Below are 17528 nucleotides of genomic sequence, written 5' to 3'. Positions count from 1 at the left end.
GAGGGGCCCGGAAGAGCCCCATGGCAACCGAATGTCCCGTCGAGACTTATGTCGCGGTGGGACATTTTTGGGTGTACGGTGCACATATGTATCCGGAACGGAAGGTCCCGGAGCGGCGGAGCCGCAAGGCCCGCAGGACCCGGGGCGCACTGGCGCAGGCCGCGTTCGAGCTCGTACTCGACCGGGGTTTGAGAAATGTGACGGTCGAGGAGATCGCGGAACGCGCGGACGTCGACCGGCGCACCTTCAGCCGGTACTTCACGAGCAAGGAAGCCGCGGTCCTGGACTCGCTCCGGGACGACGGTGACCGGATCAACGAGGCCCTGCGGGCCCGCCCCGCCGACGAGCCCCCGCTCATCGCCTACCGCAGGGCCGTCTTCGACTGGCTCGAAGACCCCGGCGCGTTCGCCTGGCACCGGCGCGAGCGGATCTTCGACCTGCTGGTCCTCGCCGAACGGGAACCGACCCTCTACGCGGCGTTCCACCACATCCGGGTGGACGCCCAGGAGGACTCGGTCGCCATCGTCGCGGACCGGCTCGGGGTCGACCCGCGACGGGACATCCGCCCCGCCGTCACGGTCGCCGCGGGCGCGGGGGCACTCCTCGCCGCCCAGGCCGCCTGGGCACGCGCCGGGCAACCGGGCGACCTGCCCCGGCTGATCGGGCAGGCCTTCGACGCACTCGCCGGGGAACTGCTCGCGCAGCCCCCCGCCGGGCAGGCGGCGCACAGCACCACGGAAGGAAGCACAGGATCATGAGCACCACCCCCACCCCCGCCGACCAGGAGTTCGCGGGCAGGACCGCCCTCATCACCGGCGGAGCCTCCGGCATCGGACTGGCCCTGGCCCACCGGCTGGCCGCGGGGGGCGCGTCCGTCGTCGTCGCCGACTACGACGAGGCCAACGCCCGCAAGGCGGTCGCGGACCTGGAGAGCGCCGGCGCCAAGGCCGCCGCCGTGGCCATGGACGTGACCGACGCCGCCTCCGTCGAAGCGGGCGTGCGCTTCGCCGTCGACACCTTCGGCGCCCTGCACCTCGCCGTCAACAACGCCGGCATCGGCGGTCCCAGCAGCCCCACCGGTGAGTACGGCATCGAGGACTGGAACCGGGTCGTCGCCACCAACCTCAGCGGTGTCTTCTACTCGATGCGCTACGAGCTTCCCGCCATCGTCGCGGCGGGCGGCGGCGCCGTCGTCAACATGTCTTCGATCCTCGGCACCAACGGCTTCGCCGGTTCGCCCGCCTACGTGGCCGCCAAGCACGGCGTCGTCGGCCTCACCAAGACGGCGGCCCTCGAATACGCGGCGCAGAACGTCCGCGTCAACGCCGTCGGCCCCGGCTTCATCGACACGCCGCTGCTGCGCAACACCGACGGCGCGGCCCGCGACCGCCTGGTCTCGCTGCACCCGGCCGGCCGCCTCGGCAGGGCGGAGGAGGTCGCCGAACTCACCGCCTTCCTGCTGTCCGACCGTGCCTCCTTCATCCATGGCAGCTACCACCTGGTGGACGGCGGCTACTCCGCCTCCTGAGCGGCGAACGGGGGAACGGGGGGCGAGCAAGGGAACAGAGAACGTGAGGAGAATTCCATGAAGGCCGTTCAGTACCGCACCGTGGGCGCGGCGCCCGAGGTCGTCACCGTGCCCGACCCGGAGCCCGGCCCCGGCCAGGTGATGCTCAAGGTCACCGCCGCGGGTGTCTGCCACTCCGACATCGCCGTGATGAGCCGGCCCGCGGAGCAGATCCCGTTCCCGCTGCCGCTCACCCTCGGCCATGAGGGCGTGGGCACCGTCGCCGCCCTCGGCGACGGAGTCAGCGGACTCTCGGTCGGCGATTCCGTCGCGGTCTACGGCCCCTGGGGCTGCGGTACGTGCGTCAAGTGCGCGGAGGGCAAGGAGAACTACTGCCTGCGCGCCAGGGAGCTCGGCATCACCCCGCCCGGACTGGGCTCGCCCGGCGCGATGGCCGAGTACATGATCGTCGACGATCCGCGTCACCTGGTGCCGCTCGGCGGCCTCGACCCGGTCCAGGCCGTGCCGCTCACCGACGCGGGGCTGACCCCGTACCACGCGATCAAGCGTTCGCTGCCCAAGCTGGTTCCGGGCGCCACCGCCGTGGTCATCGGCGCCGGGGGTCTGGGCCATGTCGCGATCCAGTTGCTGCGCGTCATGACAGCGGTCCGGGTCATCGCCCTCGATGTCGCCGAGGACAAGCTCGCCCTCGCCCGCGCCGTCGGCGCCCATGAGACCGTCCTGTCGGACAAGGACGCCGCTGCGAAGGTCCGGGAACTCACCGGCGGGATCGGTGCGCAGGTCGTCCTCGACTTCGTCGGAGCGCCGCCCACCGTCGCCACCGCCGGGGCCGCGGCCGCCATCGACTCCGACGTCACGATCGTCGGCCTCGGCGGCGGTGCGCTGCCGGTCGGCTTCGGCTCCCTGCCGTACAACACGACGGTGACCTCCCCGTACTGGGGATCGCGCTCCGAGCTCGCCGAGGTGCTCGACCTCGCCCGCGTCGGCTCGGTCGAGGTCCACGTGGAGACGTACACCCTGGACGAGGCGCCGCTGGCGTACGAGCGACTGCACCACGGCAAGGTCAACGGCCGCGCCGTCATCCTCCCCAACGGCTGACCGGACCCTCGACAGCCGGACCCGCCACAACCGGATCCTCAACGTCCGGCCGGGATCTCCAGCCTTCTCACGGCTCTGCGGGCCGTCGCACCGTGCGACGGCCCGCAGAGCCGTACGCGCGACCGATGCGCGCGCCCCGGCTCACCGCGTCGCCACCAGCGGACGCAGCGGGGTGTCGCGCAGCCGGGTCACCGCCGGGGCGCAGCGCCGTGCCGCGCTCGTCAGCAGCCAGGCGACGAGGGCGCCGGTCACCAGCCCGATCAGCACGTCGTGGGGGTAGTGCACACCGATCCACACCCGGGAGGCGGCCATCAGCAAGGCGGCGGGCACCGCGATCGCGCCGAGCCGGCGGTCGGTCAGCCAGATCGCCGTCGCCGCGGCCGCCGCGATGGCGGCGTGGTTGCTGGGGAAGGACCAGTCGCCGAGCGCCGGGCACGCCTCCACCGTCACGACATGGAGGGTCTGGCACGGCCGCTGCTCGTGGAAGACCGACTTGACCAGGTCGTTGGCGACATAGGCGGCCACCACGACGAACGGGGCGCAGAGCGCCATGGCGGTGCGAGCGGGATCGGTCGAGCGCGAGCGCCACCAGGACGCGAGCATCAGCAGGGCGAACAGGGCGAGCCCGTAGTCCGACCAGACGCGGACGGCGGAATCCAGGGCGGTGGGGGAGCGCTGGGCCAGCTCGGTGATCCAGGTGTACAGGTCACCGTCGACCGAGGTGGCGGCGGAGGCGAGCGGCATCAGATGTTTTCCTCTCCGGCGGTGCGTCGGCCCCGGGAGCGGAGCAGCTCGGCGGCGAGCGGGACGAGGGAGACCGCGACGACGAGGGCGACGATCGGCAGCAGATAGCGGTCGACGTTCGGCACCGAGGACCCCAGTGCGTAGCCCGCGAGGACCAGCCCGACCGTCCAGATCACTCCGCCGACGACCTGCCAGAGTGTGAACAGCCGGGCCGGGACGTTGAGCGCCCCGGCCAGCGGGTTGAGCACCGTGCGTACGACGGGCACGAAGCGGGCCAGCACGATCGCCCTCGCGTGGCCGTATCTGCCCAGGAGCTCCTCGGCGCGCGCGGCGCCCTCGTGCAACCGCCTGGAGCGGCTGCGGGCGAGCAGGGCCCGGCCGCCCCGCCGGCCGATCCAGTAACCCGCCTGGGCACCCAGCAGCGCGCCGGCCACCGCGGCGATCAGGACCTGCGGCAAGGACATCCGCACGGGGCCGTGGGCGCCGGAAGCGCAGAGCAGGCCGGCCGTGAACAGCAGGGAATCGCCGGGGAGGAAGAAGCCGACGAGCAGTCCCGTCTCGGCGAAGAGCACGGCGGCGATCCCGAGCGCGCCGAACGCTCCGAGCAGTGACCCCGCATCCAGCAGGTTCACCGCCTGTGGCGCGGACGCCAGTGAGAATACGGACACGGTGGAAGGTCTCCCATAATGGTGAGCGGGCGGCCCGACGGAACGCCCGGACTGACTACAGTGATGTAGACGGTCTACGTCACTGTAGACGCCCGAAGGGGGAGGAGAGTTCCCATGTCCCAGGTGAAGGGGATATCGAGCGGAGAATCCGGCCCCCGCCCGGACGGCGAACCGGCTTCGGTACCGACGCCGGAAGCCGCCCCGCCGCACCTGTCAGCACCCCCCGCCCCGTCGGAACGCCGGCCCGCCGGCGAGCTGGAATCCACCGTCCTGGCAGCGCTGTGGGCGGCCGGAACACCGCTCACCCCCGGTCAGGTCCAGGGCGCGATCGGCACGGAACTCGCCCGCACCACCGTCACGACGATCCTGTCGCGCCTGTACGAGAAGGGCACCGTCACCCGCGCCCGGGCCGGCCGCGGATTCGCCTACACCCCCACCGAGGACGCCCCCGGGCTGACCGCCCGCCGTATGCACAGCGAGCTGCGGAAGCAGGAGGACCGCAGCACCGCCCTCGCCCGGTTCGTGTCACAGCTCACCGACGAGGACGAGCAACTGCTCCGGGAACTGCTCGACGGAGACACGCCGTGATCTACGCCGTCTGGGTTCCGCTGCTGATGCCGTTCCTGGCGGTGCCCGCCGCCCGCCGGCTGGCGGACGCGCTGTCGCCGGTGCGGGCCGTCCGGCTGCTCGCCGCGACGGGCGTCGGCCTCGCCCTGTGCAGCGTCCTCGCCCTGGCCCTGCTCGTGGTGCCCGGTGCGACCCGGTTCTCCGCGGTCTCCGCCGTCGGTGAACTCGTCAGGCCGCTCTCCGAGGCCGCCCCGGCCGCCACCGTTCCCCTGGCCGCCGCCGCACTGGCTCTCCTCGTGGGCTGCGCAGCGGCCGTCGCACGCGCCGCCCGCCGCCACTGGGCGGAGCTGCGCCGGGCCGGACGGTTCGACGGGCGCCCCGGCGAGCTGGCCGTCCTGCGCGACAGCCGCCCCGACGCCTACGCGCTGCCCGGCCGTCCCGGGACGCCCGGCCGGATCGTCGTCACCACGGGAATGCTGCGCGCCCTCGACCCCGCCGAACGTGACGCCCTGCTCGCCCACGAACGCGCCCATCTCGCGGGCCGCCACCACCTCTTCATGGCCGCCGCCGAGGGCGCCGCGCTCTGCCACCCGGCGCTGCGCTCGCTGCGTGCCCCCATGGGTTACGCCCTGGAACGCTGCGCCGACGAGGCGGCCGCCTCTGCCGTCGGTGACCGACGGGTCGCGGCCCGCGCCATCGGCCGCGCCGCCCTCGCGGCCCGCGCCACCGAAGCCGTTCCACAGCCCCGCCCACGGATGGCGCTCGCCGCCGCGGCCGGGCCCGTACCACGCCGCGTCGCCGCACTGCTCGGCCGGAGCACCGCACGGTCCCGCGTCGGCCGCGCCGCGGCCGCGGCGCTGCTGGCCTGCTTGGTCGTCTCCGGCGCCGCCGCGCTCGACGCGACAAGCGATCTGCACAGCAGCATCGAGGCGGCACAGGGCGAGAGCGCGCACCACTGACCGGCTGGTCCCCTCCGCCCGGCAGGCCGGTCAGGACCCGTCCCGACCGGGCATCCCCCGTCCGTCCGCCAGATGTTCCCGCAGCCGGTCGAGGAATACCCGCTGTCCCGCGACGAGCCGCTCCGCCGCCTCCTGGGGCACGCACCAGGCGAACCGGTCGACCTCGGGGAACTCCCGCAGCAATCCCGACCCCCTCGGCCACTCCATGGTGAACGTCCCGGGGACCGCCGCAGTGGCATCGAGATCAGCCTCCAGCGCCCACACCGTCACGGTCTTGCCGCCGGACTGACGCGCCTCGCCCAGCGCCACCCACTCGCCCCGCGGCACCGGACGCCCGAACTCCTCCTCGAACTCGCGGCGGGCGGCATCCTCCGGCTCCTCATCGGGGCCGTACTCCCCTTTGGGAATCGACCAGGCCGCACTCTCGCGGCCCGCCCAGAACGGGCCGCCCATGTGCCCGATGAGCACCTCGAAACCGGTCCCGTCGTCCACGGATCCGTCCGGCCGCCGGAACAGGAGAAGGCCCGCACTGCGCTTGCCGCGCTGCTGAGATGGCATGCCGTCAAGTCTGCGTCCCGGCCGGGGCGCACCACCGCGGACGACACCCGTTTCCCGGTGATCATTGCCGTCATCGAGCCGACGCGTCCTGTTCGCCGCGAGGTTCCCGACGCCCCCTGGTGCGCGGTTGCGCGCGCGGCCATGCTGTCCGCCGACAGTGGCGTACGCCCGGACCGGGCCGCGCAACCAAAAGAATCCCAGGAGGACTTGTGGGCCTTGGCACAGTCGGCAGGACAACCGCACCGAGCGGGAGGGCGGCGCGAAGGAACCGGACGATCGCGCGCCCGCTCGTACTGCTTGCGACGGTCTCCGCCATGACCGTCGGCGCGATCTCTCCCGCACTCGCCGATCCGACCCCCGACCCACGCCCCCGCACCCCTGCCGAGATACTCGGGCCGGTCGCCCCACCGCCCGCCAGCAACGCGGCGGGGGCGCCCCGTTCGGTCGTGGACGGCGACGGCATCGAGACCGCGCGTACGTCCCGCCCGATCGCCCCGGGGGTCCGCCTCAGCTCGTACGACCGGCTGGAGTCCGACAAGTGGCTGCGGGTCGACAGCCTCACGGTCGACCTCGCAGGCGGCGGCGTACGCGCCGACTACCTGTCCTCCGGCAAGGTCTCCGAGCGGCACACCGTCTCCGAACTGGCCGCCGGACACGACGCGGGCCGCGGCCGGCGGACCGTCGCCGCGATCAACGCCGACTTCTTCGACATCAACCAGACCGGCGCGCCCGAAGGGATAGGCATCAGGGACGGGGCCACGGTCCAGTCGCCCGCCCCGGGGATCAACCGCGCGGTCGGCATCGGCCCCGACAGCGCGGGCCGCATCCTGAATCTGTACTTCGAGGGGACGCTCACCCTGCCCGCCGGGCAGCGGCCGCTCGCCGCGTACAACGCGGCCAATGTGCCGGCCGGCGGAGTGGGCGCGTACACCTCTGCCTGGGGAGCCGCCGACCGCGCCCTGACCGTCGACAACGCGACCCCGGTCGCCGAAGCGGTGGTAAGGGACGGCAAGGTCGTCTCCGTCTCGCACACCCCCGGATCGGGGGCCGTCCCCGACGACACCACCGTCCTGGTCGGCCGTGAGGCCGGAGCCGCCGCGCTCGACGCCCTCGAGCCCGGCGACCCGGTGTCCCTGACCCACCGGGCCCGCACCGACGGCGGGGCCGTGCCGCGCACCGCCGTCGGCGGCCGCGAACTCCTCGTCGTCGACGGAGTCGCGCAGAACCACGACGGCGAGAGCAACAACACCGCCGCACCCCGCACCGCCGTCGGCTTCTCCGAGGACGGCCGGACCATGCAGGTCCTCACCGTCGACGGGCGGCAGGCCGACAGCGGCGGCGTCACCCTCACCGAACTCGCCCTGATGATGAAGCGCGCCGGCTCGTACAGCGCACTCAACCTGGACGGCGGCGGCTCTTCGACCCTCGTCGCCCGCGAACTCGGCAGTGACACGCTCCGGGTGGAGAACAGCCCGTCCGACGGCAGCGAACGCACCGTCCCCAACGGCCTCGCGCTCACCGCCCCCGACGGCAGCGGACGGCTGAAGGGTTACTGGGTCCGGCCCCGCACGTCCGCCGGTTCCGCGCCGGGCGTCGACCCCGTCAAGGGCGGCCACCCCGACCGGATCTTCCCCGGCCTCACCCGACGCCTCACCGCGACCGGATACGACGAGACGTACGGCCCCGCCCAGGGCACCCCGCGCTGGCACACCGCACCGGGCTCCGTCGGCACGGTCGACGGCAACGGGCTCTTCACCGCGCGCCGCAGCGGCACCGCCGAGGTACGCGCCGAAAACGGAACAGCGCGCGGGAGCACGTCCCTGACCGTCCTCGACAAGCTGGCCCGGATCCAGCCCACCAGCCAGCGGGTGGGCCTCGCCGACGCCGGGGCCACCGGCACCTTCGGCATCGTGGGGCTCGACGCCCACGGCACCAGCGCCCCCGTCGAGCCGCGCGACATCGCGCTCGACTACGACCACACCCTCTTCGACATCCGCGACGACGGAGACGGCTCCTTCACCGTCGCCTCGCGCACCGGCTCCGGCGCCGGACAGATCAGGGCGACCGTCGCCGGCACCAGCACCGTCCTCGCCGTCAGCGTCGGCCTCACCGAGCAGGCCGTCTCCTCCTTCGACGACGCCGGGTCCTGGAAGTTCAGCCAGGCCCGCGCCGACGGATCGCTCACCGCCACACCCGACGGCCGCACCGGCACCGGACTGAAACTCAGCTACGACTTCACCCGGTCCACCGCGACCCGCGCCGCCTACGCCGCCCCGCCCCAGCCGGTCACCGTCCCCGGCCAGCCCCAGTCGTTCAAGCTGTGGATCAAGGGCGACGGCAAGGGCGCCTGGCCGACCCTGCACCTCAAGGACGCGGCCGGCTCCGACCAGTTGCTGCGCGGACCGTACATCACCTGGAACGGCTGGCGGCAGGTCACCTTCGCGGTGCCGCCCGGGGCCGCCATGCCGCTCTCGGTGTCCCGCTTCTACCTCGCGGAGACCGGGGCGGCCAAGCAGTACACGGGAGAGATCGTGATCGACGACCTCACCGCCCAGGTGCCACCCACCGTCGACCTGCCCGAACAGGCCCGACCCGCCGACCCGTTGATCGATCCGGCGGCCGTGACCGGGCGCAGGGACTGGCAGTTCGCGGTGATGTCCGACGCCCAGTTCGTCGCCCGCGACCCGGACAGCGCGATCGTCGCCCAGGCACGGCGCACCCTGCGCGAGATCAGGGCGGCGGCCCCGGACTTCCTGGTCGTCAACGGGGACCTCGTCGACGAGGGAGCGCCCGCGGACCTGGCTTTCGCACGCCGCATCCTCACCGAGGAACTCGGCGACTCGCTGCCCTGGTACTACGTACCGGGCAACCACGAAGTGATGGGCGGCAGGATCGACAACTTCATCACCGAATTCGGGCCCGCCCAGCGGACGTTCGACCACAAGGGCACCCGCTTCGTCACGCTCGACACATCGAGCCTCGGCCTGCGCGGCGGCGGCTTCGCCCAGATCGAGCAGCTCCGCGCCCAGCTGGACGCGGCGGCGAAGGACCGGAACGTCGATTCGCTCATGCTGATCGAGCACGTGCCGCCGCGCGACCCGACCGCGCAGAAGGGCAGCCAGCTCGGGGACCGCAAGGAGGCGGCCCTGGTCGAACAGTGGCTCGCCGACTTCCGCCGTACGACGGGCAAGGGCGCGGCCTTCATCGGCAGCCATGTGGGGGTCTTCCACGCCTCGCACGTCGACGGAGTGCCGTATCTGATCAACGGCAACTCCGGCAAGGCGCCGGCCGGGCCCGCGGACGACGGCGGTTTCACCGGCTGGTCACTGGTCGGCGCCGACCGCGTCTCCGCCGGGGCACAGGCCGCCGCACGGCAACGGCCGTGGCAGGGCGGGCCCGACTGGGTCTCCGTACAGACCCGCGCGCACGTGGACGCGCTGACGACCGACGCGCCCGCGGTGCTCGGTACCGGAAGCCGTACCAAGGTCACCGCGACCGTCATCCAGGGGACCCGCAGCGTCCCGGTCGGCTTCCCGCTGGCCGCGGACTGGACCGGCTCCCCGAACATGCACATCGGTGACCCGAGCGGTGCCCGCCAACGCCACACAGCGGTGTACGACCCGTCCACCGGCACCCTCACCGCGTTGCGGCCGGGCACGGTCACCCTCGCCGTGACGGTCAACGGCACGACACAACAGGCCCGGATCAGGATCGCGGCAGCCGGGTCCGCGCCGACGGCCTGAGAGGGCGAAAGCCGGTCCGGCCCCGAGGGCCGGGCGTGCTTCAGGGCGCCCCGCACCACAGCGGACAGACGGTGCGGGGCGGCCCTGCCCGCCTACAGCTTGCGATACCCGTACGCCTCCGACGCCGCGGCCTCCACCGCCGCGATGTCCCCGCCCGCCGACGCGGTGACCACGGCCGCCACGGCACCTTCCACGAACGGCGCGTCCACCAGCCGGGAGCCCTCCGGCAGCTCGTCGCCCTCGGCCAGCATCGACTTGACCGTGAGCACCGCGCTGCCCAGATCGACCAGCAGCGCGACCCCCGCGCCGCGGTCCACCGACCTGGCGGCCTCCGCGATCTGCTCCGCGCTCGTCCCGAGACCACCGGCGGGGGTGCCGCCGGCGGCGGCCACCGGGGCCGTGGCGCCGCCCGCGGCGAGGCCCTTGGCCAGCTCGGCCACCGACTCGGCCACCGGGCCGCTGTGCGAGACCAGCACGATCCCGACCTGGTTCCCGTCGCTCATGCCCCGCTCCCGTCCTTCGCTCCGGTCTCGGCCAGCGCGGCGACCAGCAGGGCCGAGGACATCGCCCCGGGATCCTTGTGCCCGATGCTGCGCTCACCCAGATAGCTCGCCCTGCCCTTGCGGGCCTGCATCGGCACCGTCGCCAGGGCTCCCGCCTCGGCCGCTTCCTTCGCCGCCTCGAACGAGGTACCGAGCGCCTCGGCGGCAGGCAGCAGCGCATCGAGCATCGTCTTGTCCCCGGCCTGCGCCCCACCGAGCTGCGCCACGGACGCGACGCCCGCCCCGAGGGCCTCCGCCAACTGTTCCGGGGTCACGGCGGAGGCGTCGCCCAGGGACTTTCCCGTACGGCGCAGCAGCGTCCCGTACAGCGGGCCCGAAGCACCGCCGACCGTCGAGATCAACTGCCGTCCGGCCAGCACCAGTACGGCTCCCGGAGTCTGCGGCGGCTCCTTGCCCAGCGCCGCGGTCACCGCGGCGAACCCGCGCTCCATATTGCTGCCGTGATCGGCGTCCCCGATCGCGGAGTCGAGTTCGGTGAGGTGGTCCGCCTCACGGCTCACCAGGGCCGCGGCCGCGGTCATCCAACGGTGGAAGAAGTCGGCGTCGAGCACATCATCTCCTTGTCGCTCCAGCATGACGGGTGCGGTACCGGCGGCTCAACGGCCCCAGCGCAGCGCCGGTGTCTCCACCGGCGCGTCCCAGAGCCGCAGCAGTTCCTCGTCCACCTGGCAGAGCGTCACCGAACAGCCCGCCATGTCGAGCGAGGTCACGTAGTTCCCCACGAGCGTACGAGCTGCCACGACGCCCCGCTCGGACAGCACCCGCTGGACCTCCGCATTGAACCCGTACAGCTCCAGCAGCGGCGTCGCGCCCATGCCGTTGACCAGCACGATCACCGGCCCGGTCGGCCGCAGGTCGTCCAGCACCGCGTCCACCGCGAAGTCCGCGATCTCCCGCGCGGTCATCATCGGCCGCCGCTCCCGCCCCGGCTCGCCGTGGATGCCGATCCCGAGCTCCAGCTCACCCGGCGGCAGATCGAAGGTGGGGGAGCCCTTGGCCGGCGTGGTGACGGCGCCGAGTGCCACCCCGAAACTCCGCGACGCCTCGTTCACCCGCCGGGCGACGGCCGCCACCCGCTCCAGCGGCGCGCCCTCGTCGGCCGCCGCCCCGGCGATCTTCTCGACGAACAGGGTGGCGCCCGTACCCCGCCGCCCCGCCGTGAAGAGGCTGTCGGTCACCGCCACGTCGTCATTGACCAGCACCTGGGTGACCTGCAGGCCCTCGTCCTCGGCGAGTTCCGCGGCCATCTCGAAGTTCAGCACGTCGCCCGTGTAGTTCTTGACGACGAACAGCACTCCCGCCCCGCTGTCGACCGCGGCGGCGGCCCGCACCATCTGGTCGGGCACGGGGGAGGTGAACACCTCGCCGGGGCAGGCCGCGGAGAGCATCCCGGGCCCGACGAACCCGGCGTGCAACGGCTCGTGCCCGGAACCGCCGCCGGAGACCAGCGCCACCTTCCCGGCCACCGGCGCGTCGCGTCGCACGACGACACGGTTCTCGACATCCACGGTCAGTTCGGGGTGGGCGGCGGCCATACCGCGCAGTCCGTCCGCGACAACGGTTTCGGGGACGTTGATCAGCATCCTCAACGGTATCTCCTAGCGAGGTGGGAAGGTCCGGCACCGAGCAGGGTTCACGCGGGCCGGGCTGGATTCGCCGAGTCGCTGCCGACTCTACTGACCGGGTGTCACGTTGTGTCGGAGGCCGCTGAGCGGATGCCCGGCCGGGTACGCGAGTCCCTTCGGCGTAGGTCTGCCGCGGCCCCCGGCCCGACACGGTGACACGCGGCCTGCGCCCCGTACCGGCCCCGGCGGCGTGCTGTCAGACGCCTGCCGCCCGCGCCGCCTCGTACACCTCGGCCGCCACGTCGATCAGCTCCGAGGCGTCACGTGCCGTGCCCTGGAGATCCAGCAGGATCTCCGGAACGCCCGTCGCGGCATGGGCCACCAGGTCCTCGACGATCTGGGCCGCGTTGCCGTGGAAGGGGGCGCGGTCCGTACCGCCGACGGGTTCGGCGCTGTACCTGGCGTTGGCACGGGCGCAGACGCCGATCGGACGCTCCCGGCCGCGCTCGGCCGCCAGGTCCTGGACCCGTTTCCACTGCTCTGCCAGCCGGGCGGCGCCCATGGCCACCGGCATCCAGCCGTCCGCCCGGTCGACCAGACGGCGGGTGGCCCGGGGACTGTTCGCCGGCAGGTAGACCGGGATGGGGCGAGCCGGCTTCGGGCCGACCTCGGACGGGGCGATCCGGGTCAGCTCGCCCTCGTACGAGACCGGATCCGGGCCCCAGACCGCCGCGCACACGTCCAGCAGCTCGTCCAGGACGGCGCCGCGCTTCTCGAAGGGGGCGACCGAGGCCGCGGCGTACTCGTCCAGGGACCAGCCGGTGCCGATGCCCGCGACCACCCGGCCGCCGCTCGCGGCGTCGAGCGAGGCGAGCGAACGGGCCAGCTGGAACGGTACGTGCAGCGGCGCGACCAGGACGCTGGTGCCGAGCCGGGCCCGGCTCGTCGCTCCGGCGGCCAGCGCGAGCGTGATCAGTGGATCGGCGACACTGCGGTACCGATCGGGCCAGGGCAGCCCCGGAACGCCGTACAGACCCTGCGTGGGGGGCTCGGGGAAGATGATCCGCTCGAAGACCCACAGGCTCTCGTAGCCGGCCTCCTCCGCCGCGCGTGCCACGGCGGCCACATCGCGGCCGATGTCGTACTGCTTCATCTGCGGAAGACCGAGCCCGAGCGAGACCGGCATGAGCGCACTCCTTCTGGCAGGCGGTGGGGCAACCACCGTATGACAACCGCCTGTTGCCCGCCGGGCTTCCCGTCCGGAGTGCTGCCGGACGCCGGTGCGGCCCGGGGCGGGCGGGTGCCGGGCGACCGGGGCGGCACGCTCCGCCGCCGATGTGGGCAGGGCCCTGTCGAGACCGGGGCGGTCACGAGATATCTTGATGTCAAGCAATGTTGCAGACGTGGAGCGGAGCACAGGGTGACTGACTCGACCATCATCTATACACACACCGACGAGGCTCCGGCCCTGGCGACGTATTCGTTCCTGCCCGTCATCCAGGCGTACGCCTCGACGGCCGGGGTCAATGTCGAGAGCCGTGACATCTCGCTGGCCGGACGCATCATCGCGGGCTTCCCCGAGCGTCTGGAGGAGGGCCAGCGCATCGAGGACGCGCTCGCCGAGCTCGGCGAGCTGGCCAAGCGGCCCGAGGCCAACATCATCAAGCTGCCGAACATCTCGGCCTCGATCCCCCAGCTCAAGGCGGCCATCGCCGAGCTCCAGGCGCAGGGCTACGCGCTTCCGGACTACCCGGACGACCCGCAGACCGACGAGGACAAGGACGTCCGCGCCCGCTACGACAAGGTCAAGGGCAGCGCGGTGAACCCCGTGCTGCGCGAGGGCAACTCCGACCGCCGTGCCCCCGCCTCGGTCAAGAACTACGCCAAGGCGCACCCGCACCGCATGGGCAAGTGGTCCGCCGATTCGAAGACGAACGTCGCCACCATGGGCGTCGACGACTTCCGCTCCACCGAGAAGTCCGTGACCATTGCCGAGGCCGGCTCGCTGCGCATCGAGCTGGCGGGCGACGACGGCAGCACCACCGTGCTGCGCGAGTCGGTGCCGGTGCTCGCGGGTGAGGTCGTCGACGCGGCGGTCATGCGTGTCGCCGCCCTGCGCGAGTTCTTCACCGCGCAGGTCGCCCGCGCCAAGGCCGAGGGCGTGCTGTTCTCCGTCCACCTGAAGGCCACCATGATGAAGGTCTCCGACCCGATCATCTTCGGCCACGTGGTCCGCGCCTTCTTCCCGAACACCTTCGCCAAGTACGGCGAGGTGCTCGTGGCGGCCGGTCTGTCCCCGAACGACGGCCTCGGAGCCATCCTCAAGGGCCTGGACTCGGTGCCGCACATGGGCGCCGAGATCAAGGCCTCCTTCGAGGCCGAGCTGGCCGAGGGCCCCGCGCTGGCCATGGTCGACTCGGACAAGGGCATCACCAACCTGCACGTGCCGAGCGACGTCATCGTCGACGCCTCCATGCCGGCCATGATCCGCACCTCCGGTCACATGTGGGGCCCGGACGGCCAGGAGGCCGACACGCTCGCAGTGCTGCCGGACAGCAGCTACGCGGGCGTCTACCAGGTCGTCATCGACGACTGCCGCGCCCATGGTGCCTTCGACCCGTCGACCATGGGCTCGGTGCCCAACGTCGGTCTGATGGCCCAGAAGGCCGAGGAGTACGGCAGCCACGACAAGACCTTCGAGATCCCCACCACCGGCACGGTGCGGGTCCTCGACGGCAACGGCGACGTGGTGCTGGAGCAGGCCGTGGGCGCCGGCGACATCTTCCGCATGTGCCAGGCCAAGGACCTGCCGATCCAGGACTGGGTCAAGCTCGCCGTCACCCGCGCCCGCGCCACAGGCGTCCCGGCCGTGTTCTGGCTCGACGAGGACCGCGCCCACGACGCGCAGCTGATCAACAAGGTCAAGAAGTACCTCGCCGACCACGACACCGACGGTCTGCAGATCGAGATCATGTCGCCGGTCAAGGCGACCGCGTACTCGCTGGAGCGCATCCGCCGCGGTGAGGACACCATCTCCGTCACCGGAAACGTGCTGCGTGACTACCTGACCGACCTGTTCCCGATCCTGGAGCTGGGCACGAGCGCGAAGATGCTCTCCGTCGTCCCGCTCATGAACGGCGGCGGTCTGTTCGAGACGGGCGCCGGCGGTTCCGCGCCCAAGCACGTCCAGCAGCTGGTCAAGGAGAACTACCTGCGCTGGGACAGCCTGGGCGAGTTCTTCGCGCTCGCGGCCAGCTTCGAGCACCTGGCGGCGACCACGGGCAACGCACGCGCCCAGATCCTCGCCGACACCCTCGACCGCGCGACCGGCACCTTCCTCAACGAGGACAAGTCGCCGAGCCGCAAGCTGGGCGGCATCGACAACCGCGGCAGCCACTTCTACCTGGCCCTGTACTGGGCCCAGGAGCTGGCGCAGCAGACCGACGACGCACAGCTCGCGCAGGCGTTCGCCGCGCTCGCGAAGACGCTGGGCGAGCAGGAGCAGACCATCGTCGACGAGCTGATCGCGGTGCAGGGCTCGCCGGCCGACATCGGTGGCTACTACCAGCCCGACCCGGCCAAGGCCGCGGCCGTCATGCGCCCGTCGAAGACGTTCGTCCAGGCCATCGCTGCCATCGGCTGACGAGGCGCCTGCGCAGCATCCGACGGGACACCTGCGCGACAGGGGGCGCCCCCGGGCGCCCCGCCCCTCCCGCCCCGGCCGGCACCATGCCCGGCCGGGGCGGCTCCGCGTCCGGCACCGGCGCCACAGGCTTGCCGCCCGCGCGAAGAGATTCCGCGCAATCGGCCCCACGGAGCCGATTGCGCCGGTAGGTTCGTACGCCCGGACCAACCGTGCCCTGGAAGGGGAGAGGCCGTGCTGACTGGCAGGAACGCCGTGGTCACCGGTGGATCACGGGGCATCGGCCGCGCGATCGTCGAGCGCCTGTGCCGCGACGGCGCACACGTGGTCTTCAACTACGCCACCAGCGAAGATGCCGCGGCCGAGGTCGTCCGTACGGTGCGGGGTGACGGCGGCAAGGTACGGGCCGTACGGCTGGACCTCGCGGACCCCGATGGCCCGGAGCGACTGATGTCGGTCGCCGAGGAAGAGCTCGACGGGCTGGACATCCTGGTGAACAACGCCGCCCTCTGCCCCGCCCCGTCCCTGCTCACGGACACCGACCCGGCGGTCTTCGACCAGGTCCTGGCGGTCAACACCAGGGCGGTCTTCATGACGATCCGCCACGCGGCGCTGCGGATGCGCGACGGCGGACGCATTGTGAACATCTCCACCGCCAACACCGTGCGACCGGGTCCAGGCATCTCCGCCTACGCCGCGAGCAAGGGTGCCGTCGAGCAGCTCACCGCCGTCGCCGCCCACGAACTCGGGGCCCGCGGGATCACGGTCAACACCGTCTCGCCCGGCGCCACCGACACCGAGCTGCTGCGCGGCACCAACCCGCCGGAGGCCCTGGAGGCAGTCGCCGGCATGACTCCGCTGCGCCGGCTGGGGGAACCCGCGGACGTGGCCGATGCGGTCGCCTTCCTCGCCGGCCACGACGGCCGATGGATCACGGGACAGAACGTCCGCGCGACGGGCGGGCTGGCCTGAGCGCCGCCGGGCGGGCCCGGCGCCCGGCCCCGGCCGGGGTGTTGACCGGACCGCCCGGCAACTGCTCCGTACAGCAAGGGAGTTCGTCGGGCGGTGGCCCGGTCCACAGCGGACCGAGGGCCTGAAACACGGCCTGTGCCCCTGGGCGCCCTGACGGGTGAATGTCACGCGGCAGCGGGCGGTGGGCCGCCCATAGCGGCCCCGTGGCTGATTTGCTGCACCTGGAATCTGGCGTGACGCGCGTGGGACCGGTCTGCCGGCCGTCCCGGTGGGAACGGCGCCCCTGTCGGGTGCTCGGTCCACCCGCGAACGACGATCGAAGGAGCGTCCCAGTGACGACGACGGGCTCAACAGGGGCAGCCGATCAGGAGGAGACGTACGCGAACGAGCTTCCGGTCCGTGCCAAGCAACCGGGAAACGTCGTCATCAAGTGGCTGACCACCACCGACCACAAGACGATCGGCACGCTCTACCTCGTCACCTCGTTCGCCTTCTTCGTCGTCGGCGGTGTGCTGGCCCTGGTCATCCGCGCCGAGCTCGCTCGTCCGGGCATCCAGATCGTCTCGCCCGAGCAGTTCAACCAGGCGTTCACCATCCACGGCACGATCATGCTGCTGATGTTCGCGACGCCGCTGTTCGCCGGATTCACCAACTGGATCATGCCGCTGCAGATCGGCGCGCCCGACGTGGCGTTCCCGCGGCTGAACATGTTCGCGTACTGGCTGTACCTCTTCGGCTCGGTCATCGTGGTCGCAGGATTCCTCACCCCGAACGGGGCGGCGGACTTCGGCTGGTTCGCCTACTCCCCGCTGACCGACGCCGTGCGCTCGCCGGGCATCGGAAGCGACATGTGGATCATGGGTCTGGCCTTCTCCGGCTTCGGCACGATCCTCGGTTCGGTCAACTTCATCACCACGATC

The 17528-nt window shown here is 72.4% G+C and carries 16 protein-coding genes; 9 read left to right on the top strand and 7 right to left on the bottom strand.

Annotated features, from left to right (window positions below; translation table 11 throughout):
* The first annotated feature begins 86 nt into the window (after positions 1-86).
* Genes IE107_RS33750 through IE107_RS33740 form a run of 3 tightly spaced genes read left to right on the top strand, consistent with a single transcriptional unit; the run spans position 87 to position 2626 of the window.
* Positions 87-758, top strand: coding sequence for a TetR family transcriptional regulator (locus tag IE107_RS33750; RefSeq protein WP_189548161.1), 672 nt, complete (start codon positions 87-89; stop codon positions 756-758).
* Positions 755-1528, top strand: a complete 774-nt coding sequence (locus IE107_RS33745) for an SDR family NAD(P)-dependent oxidoreductase (RefSeq protein WP_189548160.1) — start codon at positions 755-757, stop codon at positions 1526-1528. The genes IE107_RS33750 and IE107_RS33745 overlap by 4 nt, the downstream gene beginning before the upstream one ends.
* 57 nt (positions 1529-1585) lie before the next feature.
* On the top strand, positions 1586-2626 hold the full coding sequence (locus tag IE107_RS33740; protein ID WP_189548159.1) for an NAD(P)-dependent alcohol dehydrogenase: 1041 nt from the start codon (positions 1586-1588) through the stop codon (positions 2624-2626).
* Between the two features lie 141 nt (positions 2627-2767).
* Here the strand turns inward: IE107_RS33740 and IE107_RS33735 are convergent, their stop codons facing one another.
* Together IE107_RS33735 and IE107_RS33730 are read right to left on the bottom strand one after the other, a co-directional pair.
* A complete protein-coding gene (locus tag IE107_RS33735; RefSeq protein ID WP_189548158.1) occupies positions 2768-3370 on the bottom strand; it encodes a phosphatase PAP2 family protein in 603 nt (200 codons plus the stop codon).
* Positions 3370-4038 (bottom strand): DedA family protein, encoded by a 669-nt coding sequence (locus IE107_RS33730; RefSeq protein WP_229867458.1) that lies wholly within the window; start codon positions 4036-4038, stop codon positions 3370-3372. Before IE107_RS33730 ends, IE107_RS33735 begins: the two co-directional genes overlap by 1 nt.
* Positions 4039-4248: 210 nt before the next feature.
* On the opposite strand from IE107_RS33730, the gene IE107_RS33725 reads away from it, so the two are divergent.
* Together IE107_RS33725 and IE107_RS33720 are read left to right on the top strand one after the other, a co-directional pair.
* Positions 4249-4626, top strand: coding sequence for a BlaI/MecI/CopY family transcriptional regulator (locus tag IE107_RS33725; RefSeq protein WP_229867459.1), 378 nt, complete (start codon positions 4249-4251; stop codon positions 4624-4626).
* Positions 4623-5564, top strand: a complete 942-nt coding sequence (locus IE107_RS33720) for a M56 family metallopeptidase (RefSeq protein WP_189548156.1) — start codon at positions 4623-4625, stop codon at positions 5562-5564. The genes IE107_RS33725 and IE107_RS33720 overlap by 4 nt, the downstream gene beginning before the upstream one ends.
* Positions 5565-5594: 30 nt before the next feature.
* Here the strand turns inward: IE107_RS33720 and IE107_RS33715 are convergent, their stop codons facing one another.
* A complete protein-coding gene (locus IE107_RS33715; RefSeq protein WP_189548155.1) occupies positions 5595-6122 on the bottom strand; it encodes an NUDIX hydrolase in 528 nt (175 codons plus the stop codon).
* A gap of 314 nt (positions 6123-6436) precedes the next feature.
* Between IE107_RS33715 and IE107_RS33710 the strand changes: the two genes are divergently transcribed.
* Positions 6437-9865, top strand: a complete 3429-nt coding sequence (locus IE107_RS33710; RefSeq protein WP_189548154.1) for a phosphodiester glycosidase family protein — start codon at positions 6437-6439, stop codon at positions 9863-9865.
* Between the two features lie 92 nt (positions 9866-9957).
* On the opposite strand, the gene IE107_RS33705 is transcribed toward IE107_RS33710, so the two are convergent.
* From IE107_RS33705 to IE107_RS33690, 4 genes are all read right to left on the bottom strand, one after another.
* The gene (locus tag IE107_RS33705) at positions 9958-10368 is read right to left on the bottom strand and encodes a PTS-dependent dihydroxyacetone kinase phosphotransferase subunit DhaM (protein WP_189548153.1); all 411 of its coding nucleotides are present in this window, start codon (positions 10366-10368) and stop codon (positions 9958-9960) included.
* A complete protein-coding gene (gene dhaL / locus IE107_RS33700; RefSeq protein WP_189548162.1) occupies positions 10365-10979 on the bottom strand; it encodes a dihydroxyacetone kinase subunit DhaL in 615 nt (204 codons plus the stop codon). The genes IE107_RS33705 and dhaL overlap by 4 nt, the downstream gene beginning before the upstream one ends.
* Positions 10980-11024: 45 nt before the next feature.
* Positions 11025-12017: a dihydroxyacetone kinase subunit DhaK gene (gene dhaK / locus IE107_RS33695; protein ID WP_189548152.1), complete on the bottom strand. Its 993-nt coding sequence runs from the start codon at positions 12015-12017 to the stop codon at positions 11025-11027.
* Between the two features lie 232 nt (positions 12018-12249).
* Positions 12250-13179, bottom strand: a complete 930-nt coding sequence (locus tag IE107_RS33690) for an LLM class F420-dependent oxidoreductase (RefSeq protein WP_189548151.1) — start codon at positions 13177-13179, stop codon at positions 12250-12252.
* 234 nt (positions 13180-13413) lie between these two features.
* On the opposite strand from IE107_RS33690, the gene IE107_RS33685 reads away from it, so the two are divergent.
* The 3 genes from IE107_RS33685 to IE107_RS33675 form a co-directional block, all read left to right on the top strand.
* Positions 13414-15636, top strand: coding sequence for an NADP-dependent isocitrate dehydrogenase (locus tag IE107_RS33685; protein ID WP_189548150.1), 2223 nt, complete (start codon positions 13414-13416; stop codon positions 15634-15636).
* Between the two features lie 234 nt (positions 15637-15870).
* Positions 15871-16608 (top strand): SDR family oxidoreductase, encoded by a 738-nt coding sequence (locus IE107_RS33680; protein WP_189548149.1) that lies wholly within the window; start codon positions 15871-15873, stop codon positions 16606-16608.
* Positions 16609-16940: 332 nt separating this feature from the next.
* The coding region (locus IE107_RS33675) for a cbb3-type cytochrome c oxidase subunit I (protein WP_189548148.1) at positions 16941-17528 on the top strand (588 nt) is incomplete at its 3' end.

This window comes from Streptomyces gelaticus (assembly GCF_014649535.1).
In the GTDB taxonomy this organism is placed as follows: domain Bacteria; phylum Actinomycetota; class Actinomycetes; order Streptomycetales; family Streptomycetaceae; genus Streptomyces; species Streptomyces gelaticus.
This window is presented reverse-complemented; position numbering and strand designations above follow the sequence as displayed.